At 59.7% G+C, this 11,944-nt stretch carries 9 protein-coding genes; all 9 read left to right on the forward strand.

Annotation, left to right across the window (positions count from 1 at the left end):
* Positions 1-58 precede the first annotated feature (58 nt).
* The 9 genes from CJ255_RS12890 (at position 59) to CJ255_RS25050 (ending at position 11,627) form a co-directional block, all read left to right on the forward strand.
* Positions 59-1,687: a CHAT domain-containing protein gene (locus tag CJ255_RS12890; RefSeq protein WP_097644510.1), complete on the forward strand. Its 1,629-nt coding sequence runs from the start codon at positions 59-61 to the stop codon at positions 1,685-1,687.
* Between the two features lie 201 nt (positions 1,688-1,888).
* A complete protein-coding gene (locus tag CJ255_RS12895) occupies positions 1,889-2,515 on the forward strand; it encodes an effector-associated domain 2-containing protein (RefSeq protein ID WP_097644511.1) in 627 nt (208 codons plus the stop codon).
* 286 nt (positions 2,516-2,801) lie between these two features.
* The gene (locus CJ255_RS12900; RefSeq protein ID WP_124681925.1) at positions 2,802-3,323 is read left to right on the forward strand and encodes a DUF4351 domain-containing protein; all 522 of its coding nucleotides are present in this window, start codon (positions 2,802-2,804) and stop codon (positions 3,321-3,323) included.
* A 102-nt stretch (positions 3,324-3,425) separates the two neighbouring features.
* Positions 3,426-4,358 carry an AAA family ATPase gene (locus tag CJ255_RS12905; RefSeq protein WP_174714071.1) on the forward strand — a complete coding sequence of 311 codons (933 nt, stop codon included), beginning with the start codon at positions 3,426-3,428 and terminating at the stop codon, positions 4,356-4,358.
* The gene (locus CJ255_RS12910; protein WP_097644513.1) at positions 4,355-5,437 is read left to right on the forward strand and encodes a VWA domain-containing protein; all 1,083 of its coding nucleotides are present in this window, start codon (positions 4,355-4,357) and stop codon (positions 5,435-5,437) included. Before CJ255_RS12905 ends, CJ255_RS12910 begins: the two co-directional genes overlap by 4 nt.
* Positions 5,438-5,450: 13 nt before the next feature.
* Positions 5,451-8,204, forward strand: coding sequence for an SUMF1/EgtB/PvdO family nonheme iron enzyme (locus CJ255_RS12915; protein WP_097644514.1), 2,754 nt, complete (start codon positions 5,451-5,453; stop codon positions 8,202-8,204).
* Positions 8,205-9,173: 969 nt separating this feature from the next.
* Complete coding sequence (locus CJ255_RS12925; RefSeq protein ID WP_124681926.1) at positions 9,174-9,398, forward strand: hypothetical protein; 225 nt, start codon at positions 9,174-9,176, stop codon at positions 9,396-9,398.
* Entirely contained in the window at positions 9,398-10,090 is a 693-nt protein-coding gene (locus CJ255_RS23565) for a hypothetical protein (RefSeq protein WP_165774695.1), read from the forward strand. The genes CJ255_RS12925 and CJ255_RS23565 overlap by 1 nt, the downstream gene beginning before the upstream one ends.
* A 700-nt stretch (positions 10,091-10,790) precedes the next feature.
* Entirely contained in the window at positions 10,791-11,627 is an 837-nt protein-coding gene (locus CJ255_RS25050) for an ATP-binding protein (protein ID WP_439100152.1), read from the forward strand.
* The last annotated feature ends 317 nt before the right edge of the window (positions 11,628-11,944 follow it).

The raw sequence follows: 11,944 nt of genomic DNA on the forward strand, positions 1-11,944 counted from the left end.
GGAATGATCTATGTTATACTCAACATAAACACTGTTTTTATCATCATTCCTTCAAACAATGATACCACAAAACGATCCAAATCCCCCCTATCTAACGCTGCGCTTTACCCCAACCCCTGATGGGGCGCGCATTAAGTGGGAGAGCAATGCTGGTGGGGTATACAGCAGTTCATTTAGTTTACCTTTTGCCCGCGAAGCGTTGCCGACATTGATCAAGGCGCTTGATGCACTGCAACATCCTGAATATCCTGACGTTGGGCCTCCCTTTAGCCCTGAAGAGGTGCAACACCTGAGCGCCCTCGGGTTCTGGGATGGCCGTCGCATAGTGCCTGAGTTGCACCGATTGGTAGGGCAACAGCTCTATGCCGCCTTAATTGCCGACCGCGCAGGGGAGTTGGCGTTGCGCCTAGCGCGTGAGGCGGCGCGTACACAGCGTCAAGCGTTGACCTACTTGCTCCGGTTTCCGCCTGCGGCGGTGGAGTTGGCGGCGCTGCCTTGGGAGGCGCTGTGGGATGATCGCCAGGCGCTGCTGCTCTCGCGCGGGGGGCGTCAGCCTGATGCCCTGGTGCGCTACATCGATCTGAACGAAGCCCTGTCGCCACCGTTGCCGGTGGGGCAGAAGTTGCACATCTTGGCCCTTGCGCCACAGGCGGGCATTCCCCCGCAGATTCGTGCCGCAGAGCGCGCCGCGCGCCATGCCAGTTGGACGGCGCTGCGCGATCAGGGGCTACTAACGTGGGACGAGCTTGCGCCGGTGACGGCGCGTGCGCTCGATGATCGCATGCGTGCCGGGCCACCGCCCGACGTGATTCACTACTATGGCCACGGGAGTTATAGCGACGGCCAGGGCTACTTGGTCTTTGACAGCGAGATCGGCGCGGGCCAGCATGAACTGGTCAGTGCAGGGCGCTTGGCGACCCTGCTCGGCGAGATACGCCTGATCATGCTCTTTGCCTGCCAGTCGGCGATGGTGCCAACCACGCCACAAGCGAGCCTCTTTACCGGCATCGCCCCCGCGCTGAGCGCCGTCTCTGAAGCGGTGGTTGCCATGCAACTGACCGTGCGCGTCACAGCGGCAACCCGCTTTAGCGAAGTCTGCTACCGCGAACTCGCTCGCGGTCGCTCGCTGCAGGCCGCCGTCGCCGAAGCGCGCCGTTCGCTCTACGTCATCGAACAGGATGGCGCAAGCTGGTACGTACCGACGCTCTACCTACGCACCCGCGAGCAGCGCCCGGTCTATCTGCTTGCGGATGGGGATGGGGATGGGCAGGGAGCGCGCCGCAGCGCGCCGCTGGCTGAGCCTGTCGAAGCCACTACCCCGTCGTTGGCTTCGACAAGCTCAGCCAACGACGGGCCGCTGGCTGAGCCTGTCGAAGCCACCATGCTGCCGCCTCAAGCTTCATCTCGTCATCTGGATCGAAAAGAGGTACAAGAGCTAGTTGAGCTACTCTTGGCATGTCCGGTGATGCAACAGAGCAACCGCCGTGCGAGCGTGTTAGAATTTATCGAGCCACATGTGCGCCATGCGATTGAGCGTGATACGCAGAACCGCAACGATGTCTTGAACATCGTTACCACCTGCAACGAATATGGCACATTGGAGGAACTTATAGCTGGGGTGCGTTTTTTTGATCGAGGTACATTTGCGTTCCAGGCGCTGGAAGCGTTTTGGCGGCAGAGGGGATGAGGGAGGAGAAACGAACTTTTCGTTTTATCGTCGTAGTGCCGACTTTAGTCGGCTGAGGTCTTTGGAAGTGATGGGAAGCCGACTAAAGTCGGCACTACCTATGGTGCAAACGGTAACGTTTCTACGAGCCTTCCCTCAAGGTGACAAAACGACGGGGCAATTAACAAAGTCCACTTCCCATAAGCAAACAGCAAGGATACAATGCAGCTTAAGCCTCCACAAATTAGCCAGATGGTTAACCTGTTGCTCGCTTGCGACTCTATCAGGGATCGCAGTATACGCGATGATGTCTTGATATTTCTAGCGGAACATGTACCTGGGGCTATTCCTCGGCGTGATCAAGATCGTGCGGATGTGTTCAGCATTGTCTGCACCTGTGCCAAGTACCCTGGTGCTCTTTGCAATCTGCTGGAGGGTGTGCGCTGCTTTGACGAGGGTAGCATCCCATTGCAGAAGCTTGAAGCATTTTGGCAGGGTCTTGTTGGCACGTCCGCCAATGCAGCGCCACCACCGCCCCAAGCAAACCCACGCCAGCTTGAGGATAGGCTCTGCTACATTGATTTCAAGCAAGCGGTGGCTACATTCGAGGCGACACGAGAGAATTTGGGCAAAGGCGGTGGTGCCGCGCTCTTTCTGACACAGCAGAGCTATGCAATGGGATCGGAGTGGTTCATGCAGCGCATGCATGGTCTGCTCAGAGAGATGACCTATCCTTTCCACAAGATTGAGATTGGATTTGAGACAGGAATGCGCCTTGATGAACATGGGATTTTACAACGTCTGGCTGAATGGCTTGCTGTTGAATATGATCAGCATGAAATAGATTAATGTATCACTAGGATTATCACCCAAATATGTGAAGTTGTACGTAGCAGAAAAATTATTCTTATTGAATTTTCAGGATGGGAACGCACCGAACAGATGTTGCTGACTTGGTTTGTGCAGCAATTCTGGAGTCGTATGGTTGATGAACTCACCAAATTCATTGCCACACATGACTTGCGCCGGGTCTATCTCTTTGCGGTGATCATGCACGCTACACGGATTCCAGATGCACTCCTGACAGAGCATCTCTGCACTGACGGAACTGCGCTTACGCTTTGGTGCCGTGAAGTTGCTGGATGTCGATCGCGCCATGCTCGATGCCAGCAGCAACCCGGTCGCTATGGTCGTGCTGTTGCACCGCGATGCCCAAGAGACACGCGGCAAGCCGGAGGAGCGCATGCAGCGCAAATTGGCGCACTTCCGTTCCTTCTTCCGCAAGGGCTACCGTGCTGAAGACTTGCGCTTGCTCTATCGGCTGTTGGATCAATTGCTACGCCTTAACGAGTACATGAATGAACAAGTTCGTGCTACAATGCATCAAATCGAACAAGAGGAGGTGGAAATGGATACCTTTGTGACCAGTATCGAGGAGCTTGCCGCAAAGGAGGGTGAGGCACGGGGCTTGGTGAAGGGCTTGACCCAGGGTCAGGCTGCTTTGCTGCTGCACCAGGTGGAGCGGCGCTTTGGCCCGCCGCCACCGGAGGTGCAGCAGCGCGTTGCGACGCTCGCTGCGGATGAATTGCTCGCGCTGGCTGAGGCGCTCTTTGTTTTTGCGTCTATGGACGATGTGAAGGCATGGTTGAAGTTATAGGGCGTGGATATTGGATATTGGATACTGGATATTGGTACGAGGCATCGTGATGCCTTGGAATCTGCTTTAGTTGTGCAGATATAGGAGAGGAGCAGTGTTGCGATGAAGCCTCGATCAGCCTATCGCTTCTATGGCGCTATGGAGCATGCGCCGGACGACCCGCACCCCGATGCGCCGACGCAGCCTGAACCCTACCTCGCGTCGCCGGAGTTGGCGCGGGCGGTCAATCTGGCGCTCCATCTGGGCCGCCCGCTGCTGCTTGAGGGGGAGGCGGGCTGTGGTAAGACGCGCCTGGCCTATGCGGTGGCCTATGAGTTGGGGCTGCCGCTCTATCGCTGGGATGTGCGTTCCACCAGTAAGGCTCAGGATGGTCTCTATAATTATGATGCGCTGCGCCGTCTGCACGATGCCCAGATGCAGCGGTTTCTGGGCGAGCGGGAGCAGGCCGCGTCGCCGTCCAATGATCCTGGCGATCCTAGAAATTATGTGCAACTGGGGCCGCTGGGGCGGGCTTTTGCATTGTGTGAGTCGCCGGCGGTGGTGCTGATTGATGAGATTGATAAGGCCGATATTGATTTCCCCAATGATCTGCTGACGGTGCTTGATGAGCCGTGGGCCTTTACGATCCAGGAGAGTGGCGAGCAGGTGCAGGCCGAGCCGGCTTGCCACCCGCTGGTGGTGATTACGAGTAATAAGGAGAAGGGCAATCTGCCGGCCCCATTTCTGCGCCGCTGTATCTACCATTTCATTAAGTTCCCGGAGGCGCAGTTGAAGCGTATTGTTGAGAGCCACTTTGCGCGGCGCGCATTGGCGATGCCCGCAGCGACCGATCTGGCAATCAGGCGCTTTCTTGCCTTGCGCCAGGGCGAGCGGCTGCACAAGAAGCCGGGTACGAGTGAGTTCCTCGATTGGCTTGAGGCGCTGGCCCACTTTACGTCGCCCGTGACCAAACTGACCACTGATGGGCCGCTACCATACCCAGAGCTGCTGATCAAGCTGCGCGCCGATTGGTACACTGTTGTTGAGCAGCGATGAGCAGCTTTACGGCGACAGATTTCTGCGTTGATCTCTTTCTGCTCCTGCGCCAACATGGTCTGGCGCTGGGCCTGAAGGATCTCTTCGCGGTGCTGAGTATCGTGGAGCAAAAGTGGCCGTGGCCTACGGATGAGCATGAGGAGTATCGCCTCCGCATCCGTCTAGTTTGGTGCCACGCGCTGGCTGAAGAGCAACTCTTTGATGATCTCTGGGCGCCTACCTTCGCTGATGCGCTGCAAGAGGAGGTGGGCGCACGCGAAGCGCCGCCCCCGCTGCCGCCTGCTCCGCCCCGGCCTGAAACTCACGATACCCTTGAGCAGCAGCAGGATGAACGCGAGCAATCCAATCTGCCGCCCAGCGATCCCAGCGCCGCCGCCGCGCAGTGGTCACCACTGCCCTTCTATGTGCCGCTGAGCTTGGTTCCCGTGGATGAGCAGTTTGAACTAGGCAGCTACTGGCCCATCGCACGCCGCCAGATGGTCTACGCCTGGCGCTACCTGCGCCGCCCCGTCGCCGATGGGCCGTGCGACCGCTTCGATCTCGACGCGACACTTGCCGCGACGATCCGCTACGGCCTCTATCGCGGGCCGCTCTACCGACGGCGCGAACGCAACCACGCCCAACTCATTCTGCTACTCGACCAGAATGGCTCGATGATGCCCTTCCACCGCTTCACCCGCGACCTGGCGACCACGGCGCAGTACGAGAGTAGCATCGAGCATGTTGAGGTCTACTACTTCCACAACGCCCCCAGTGCATACCTCTACAGTGATCCCCACCTGACCAATCCGGTTGCCTTGCAATCCATCCTCGCCACCTGCACCCCCAACACCAGCCTGCTCATCGTCAGCGACGGCGGCGCAGCGCGTGGCTACCGCCGCCCAGAGCGCATACGCGCCACCCGCACCCTCCTTCGCACCCTCGAACGCCACACCCTCCTCCACGCCTGGCTCAACCCAATGCCCCGCGAACGTTGGGCCGACTCATCAGCCCAAGTGATCGCCGCGCTCCTCCAGGGGCGCATGTTTCAGATGGATGAGGATGGTTTTAGTCAGGCTATTGATGTGATACGGATGTGATTACTTACCGCGTATGCACGAACTCCCCACCGCCCCAAGCGCACAAGACGCCCAGCAGCTAGTCGAACGCTTTGTGCGTCGCTTTGGCGAAGCCTACCGCATGCTCGCCTGCCATGCGGCGTTGCCGCTCATTCTTACGCCCGAACTGCTGCACAATCTACGCAACACCTTTTTGCGCGGGCAGGTGCCCTGGGTGAGCGAAGCCGATCTGCTCCTCTCTGAACTCTGTCGTCCGGTTGGCTACGAGCAGTATGCAATGGACGCAGCGGTGCGCGCCCACCTGATCGCCACCCTAGAGGCCCGCGTCGGCCCGCGCCGCCTGCAAGATGTGGCGCGTCTGCTGCTGCGCTACATCCACCACCTCAAACGCTCCCCCGGCCTCTTCAGCGAAACCGAACTCCAGGCGCAACAACTGGCCGCGATGGTCTGCCTCGACGAGCAGCGTGCAGCAGCGGCCCACACCCTCGTTGCAGCGCTGCGACGCAACATGAGCGCCAGCGCCAACAGCTCGCAGCCCAGCGCCATCCGCGCCGAGATCGCCCGCCTCACCCGCCTCACCGCGACCCTCGCCCCCCAACTCAGCTCCTACCCGAAGTTGATCGCCTACGCCCAGATCGTCGAGCGTATGCTGCGCGCTCCCGCTCAGACGAATGACGAGGCACCGCAGGAGGTCGCACGGCCCGTGACAATCCTGGGCCAGACGCTGCCCGCGCCAGCGGTGCTGCTCCCGCCGGAGCTGCGTGAGCAGAAGAAGAGCTTCCGCTTCACGACGAGCGCACTAGACCCCGCTTCCCCCGCGTTCTATGGGCGTCAAGCGGAGCTTGCCCGCTTACGAGGGCTTTGCTTAGACAACCAATGGGTGGTGTTGTACGGCGGGCCAAAGAGCGGCAAGACGAGCCTGTTATTGCGCCTGGAGAAGGCGCTTCGTCAAGACGCAGTGCCGGTTTGCCGGTTGGATTTTCAACTGATCAAGGGGGCCAATGGCGAGCGTGCTTTTGCCTTCATTGCTGAGCAGATTGCAGAGATGCTCCCTTTGCCCCCCGAAGCCAGTGAGCCAGCAGCCTACCAGACGGAGCAAAGCACTGAGCTATGGCCCTTGATCTCCGAAGCGAGGGATCTAGTCGGCGAGCCGGAGGTGCCTCAGAGCGAGCAGCACGATGCGACGGCACCATTCATGCCCGACCCGCGTGACGTGACTGATGGGCCAAGACTGCGCCGCTTCTTGCGCCAAGCACTCACCGAAGAGCGTGTCCCACGCCTCGTCCTCATGCTCGACGAGTGGGGTGCACTACCTGCGGCCACCCGTGAAACACTTGCCCATGCACTGCGCTCGATCTTTGAGGCCCGGCACACCATGCCCGCGTTAGGCAAGCTCCAGATCGTCTTGAGTGGCGGCATCGAACTCTACGACCTTGTTGCCTACGAAGCCTCTCCACTACACAACATCTGCGAAACAATCTACCTGAGCGACTTGAGCGAAGCCGAAGCCGTAGCCCTCGTCACTGACGGCTTGAGCGCCGCCGGCCTTGATGCAGCGCTAGCAACAGAGTTGGCTCACGCGATCTATCGCCGTGTGGCGGGCCACCCCTACCTCACCCAGCGCTTTGGCATGCTGCTTGTAGAAACTCACCAAAGCGGCCAGATCACCGACATAGAGGGGCTACTGGTAGCAGCCGAGGAAGACCATCTCAAGAACGATCCGCTGCTGCGCCGCATGCACGACGCTCTCCGCACACACAAATTGGCAGATGCCGCCCGCCTTCTGCTCAACGAGCCACCGCGCTTCACGCGCCACTACAACGCCATGGCCCGTCTCGAACTGCTTGGCTTGGCGAAGCAGGCAGGAGAGCAGTGGGCGGCACGCAACCCATTGATGGCAGAGGTCTTCAGCGAACTATTGGAACGCGAGCCATCGTCAAGCCCTGCCACCACGACGCAAGTAACCAGTCCCTCATCCCTCATCCCTCATCCCTCATCCCTCACCATCCCCCCCCTCATCCACATCCCCGCCGGCCCCTTCCTCATGGGTAGTAGTGATGCAGATGGGTTGGCTTTTGATAACGAAAAACCCCAACACACTCTCACCCTGCCCGACTACTGGATCGCTAGAACCCCGATTACCAATGCCCAGTTCCGCCCCTTTGTGGAAGCGGATGGCTATCGCAACCGTGCCTACTGGACGGAGGCGGGCTGGGCGTGGCGGGAGGAATGGCAGATCTGCCAGCCGGAGTATTGGGAAAATGCAACGTGGAACGGCGACGACTACCCGGTGGTTGGCGTGAGTTGGTATGAAGCGGTCGCCTACTGCCGCTGGCTGAGTGCCGTAACCGGCCACGAGTTCCGCCTGCCGAGCGAGGCGGAGTGGGAGAAGGCGGCGCGCGGGCCGGATGGCCGCATCTGGCCGTGGGGTGATATTTGGGAGGAGGGGCGTTGCAATAGCAAAGAGGCTGGCATCGGCAAGACCAGCCCAGTCGGCCACTACCCCAGCGGGGCCAGCCCCTACGGGGTACTCGACATGGCGGGCAATGTCTGGGAGTGGTGTGTGACGAGGTGGGAGAAAGACTACCCCTACCGACTTAAGGAGGAGTGGATGGCGGACTACCTAGCGGGCGAGGCGGCTAGAGTTAGACGTGGTGGGGCGTACTACAGCGTGGCGCAACGCGTGCGTGGGGCATCCCGTGGCGACTTCAACATCCCGCGCTCCCGCAACCTCCATGTCGGCTTGCGAATCGTCAGTCATGCTCCCGTGCGGAGCAGTGACGAGTGACGAGAGCAGCAAAGGCGCGGGGGGGCTTTCAGGTAGAGACTTTTGTTAGGGAAGCAGAAATTGTTGTTAGCGCGAAGAAGCCTTGGGTTGGCAGCCACCGCGCCGCTGGCTCGGTGGTTGAGCCTGTCGAAACCAGCCTGTCGAAGCCAAGCGGTGCGGCCCAGAACTTTTTCGCGCTAACAAATTGTTACGTACCCCAGCAGTCTGTCATGCTGAATAGTTCATGGTCGGGCATCGTAGTGCCGACGTTAGTCGGCTGAGGTCTTTGGCAGCACTGGGAGCCGACTAAGGGAAGCAGAAATTTTCAAGTACCCCAGTAGCATGTCATGCTGAATAGTCCATGGGCGGACATCGTAGTGCCGACGTTAGTCGGCTGAGGTCTTTGGCAGCGATGGGAAGCCGACTAATGGTCTTCCAGAAATTAATCCGGTGTCGCGGCACGGACTAGACCTGATAGATATGCCAGATCTGCGAGGTCTGGTTAGCGGATTATTTACTGGAAGACCATAAGTCGGCACTACCTACGGCGCAAACAAGAACGTTCCTACGAACCTTGGCTTAGGGTGGCCAAGCAACAGGGCAATCAACAACATCCGCTTCCCTAAAGTCGGCACTACCTACGGCGCAAACAGGAACGTTCCTACGAACCTTGGCTTAGGGTGGCCAAGCAACAGGGCAATCAACAACATCCGCTTCCCTTAGTCGGCTGAGGTCTTTGGCAGCACTGGGAGCCGACTAACGTCGGCACTACCTACGGCACAAACGGTAACGTGTCCTGAAACCATCCCTAAGAGGCTGTCTGAAAAGTCTATTGGTTGGCGTTGGAGTGCCGGCTTTAGCCGGCTAAAGCCGGCACTCCAACGTGTGTCCCCCAGCTTTTCAGACAGCTTCTAACAGACTTGTTTGCCCCGCCGCATTCTCTGCGGTATATTGAGACAAGGCAAGCACCTTTTGGTGTGTACGGAGTTTTTGGCGCACATCAATGAGTTGGCCGCGCTGGTACGTGAACCTTGTCAGGGCCGCGTTGATCTCGCCCACGTAGTGAGCCAGGTGGCTGCACGGGTACGTGCCAAAAGCGAGTATTATCAACGTATCGAAATCTTCTGGTTGCTCGACGCTCCGCTCCCCGCTCCCCGCTCCTCGCTCCCCGCTCCCCGCTCCCCGCTCCCCGCTCCCCGCTCCCCAATACCCTAATGCACGAACTACGCCTTGATTTTGCCAACCAAAAGACCAGTGCGCTCATCGAAGCGGCCAAATCGCCCGATCTGCCGCTACGGGCGTTCTTAGCACGCTTTCCGGCCCGCGTGGCGGCCCCGCTGCCCGCCGCATGGCTCGATCTGCCGCTCCGCGCCTTCGATCTACGTCCGTGGCACTATGGTGCTGCGGGTTTGCCTGCGCTGCCGCCCAGTGCCGCAGCCGATCCTACCTGCTCCCCCGCTTCCACAACGTGGGAGCGGATGCCGGGGAGTGAGGGCCATCCGACGCATCCCCATGACCCCTGTGTAGGGTCACAGATCCGCTCCCCCGCTTCCACAACGTGGGAGCGGATGCCGGGGAGTGAGGGCCATCCGACGCATCCCCATGACCTATCCACGGAATTGGACGCGATCCATCGCGCCTTTCACGAGACCCCGCCTCCCGCGTCGTCGCCTCCCGCGTCGTCGCCTCCCGCGTCGTCGCCTCCCGCGTCGTCGCCTCCCGCGTCGTCGCCTCCCGCTCCGCTCCGCGTCGTCGCCTCCCGCGTCGTCGCCTCCCGCGTCGTCGCCTCCCGCATCCCCGCATTCCGCCTCCCCGCCGCCCGCCTCCCCGCCTCTCGCCTCCGCGCCTCCCGCGTCGTCGCCTCCCACCTCCGCGCCGCCCCCCTTCCCCCCCACGCTCACCGATAGCGAGGCGGTGGCATGGGCCTATGCCGAAGCCATCATGAAGATTGGGCGCTACCTCAGCAATGATCTCTCGGTGCTGGTGATCTGCGATAAGGTGCTGGCAGAACATATCTACCGCCATGCGGTGCGTCAGTCCAATAAGGCACCGCTGCTGGAACACGAGATCTTTGGGCTTGAAGGGGGCGAACGCGGCCTCGCGCAGCGCGAAATGAGCGGGCTGAATATGCGGATTATGGGCATTGGACGCCACCTCGCCGGCATCAAAGCGAACCAGGTGCTGGTCTTGCGCCACCTTGATACGCTGGCCGGTAGCGGCGGTGATGGCCCGCTTTCGCCCGAGGCGCGCATGCTCACTGAGGTGCTCTACCGTAGCCAAGAGTTCACGCCGACGCTCTTGGGCTTTATTGATCCCTCCTTGGGGCTGCCGAAAGTCCTGATGGATCGCTTTGCTATCCGCATTGAACTGGCCGGGCTGGGGCGCGACGTGATTCCATCCTTGGTTACCCAACCGGAGTTTCAGCGTTTTGCCCACTTTGATGGCGAAACGCTCTTTAAGAATGTCTCTGGCTTCAATGCGATCCAGCTTCGCAACGCTATGCGCTACCTCTCGGCCAATAGCCAGCCCAACACCCCGACGGACAGTTTGATGAACCTGATCCGCGAGTTTAAGCGTGGCAATGGCGAAGATGTTGAGATTCCCGATATGAGTTTCAATGATATTGGTGGCTATGAGGCGGTGAAGGCGGAACTCTTTGAGGCTATTGAGTTGATTACCGGCAAACCACCCGCCTTTAGGCTTGATGGTAGTCCGCTTGCGCCAGTTGATGAGCAGGTGCAATTGCTTGAGAGCGAGGCCGAACGCGATCGGCGGCGCAAATTAGCGCCACGCGGCTTTATTTTCCACGGGCCGCCGGGTACGGGCAAGACGCTCTTTGCCAAGGCGATTGCCAACGCGATGAATGCCACCATTCAGATGGTGAGTGGCCCCGAAGTGATGGACATGTGGGTAGGCAAGAGCGAAAGCAACCTCCGGCGCATCTTTGCGGTGGCTCGCCGCAACGCCCCTGCGGTCATCTTCTTCGATGAATTCGATAGTATCGCCGCGCAGCGAGCCGGGCTGATGGAGGGCGGCAATCGCGCCTCCAATGCCGTTGTGGCCCAATTGCTCACCGAGTTGGACGGCTTCCGGGCTGATCAGGACATTCTTGTGATCGGCACGACCAACCGGCTCGATATTATTGACGAAGCGCTCTTACGGCCCTCGCGCTTCCAGCCCATCGAAATCCCCTTGCCCGACCACTCGGCGCGGCGCAAGATTGCGGCTATTCATGCCCGCGCCTTCGCTACGCCCAATGTGGATGCCGCACTCCTCGACATGATTGCTGCCGCAACCGAGCAGTTCAACGGCGATGAAGTGCGGGCAATCTTCCAAGCCATCGCCCGCATGGCCCGCCGTGGCGAACCGATCAGCGTCGCCACCTACAGCGCCCAGGTTGAGCAACTGCGCCAGCGCCGTGAACAGCGCTTGAAGCAAGGCTAATGCCATTGCAGATTGTAGATTGCAGATTGCAGATTGCCGAACATGGCGTCCCAATGGGCTTTCGCGTTCTTGATGATGCGGTATGTTCAAGGGTAATTGGTATTAGGGAAGCGGATGTTTTTGATTGCCCCGTTGCTTGGCCACCCTGAGCAAAGGTTTGTCGGAACGTTCCTGTTTACGCCGTAGGTAGTGCCGACGTTAGTCGGCTTCCCATCGCTGCCAAAGACCTCAGCCGACTAACGTCGGCACTACGATGCTCGCCCATGGACTATTCAGCATGACAGGCTGCTGGGATACGTAACAATTTCTGCTTCCCT

It is taken from the genome of Candidatus Viridilinea mediisalina, assembly GCF_002532535.1.
In the GTDB taxonomy this organism is placed as follows: Bacteria; Chloroflexota; Chloroflexia; order Chloroflexales; family Chloroflexaceae; genus Viridilinea; species Viridilinea mediisalina.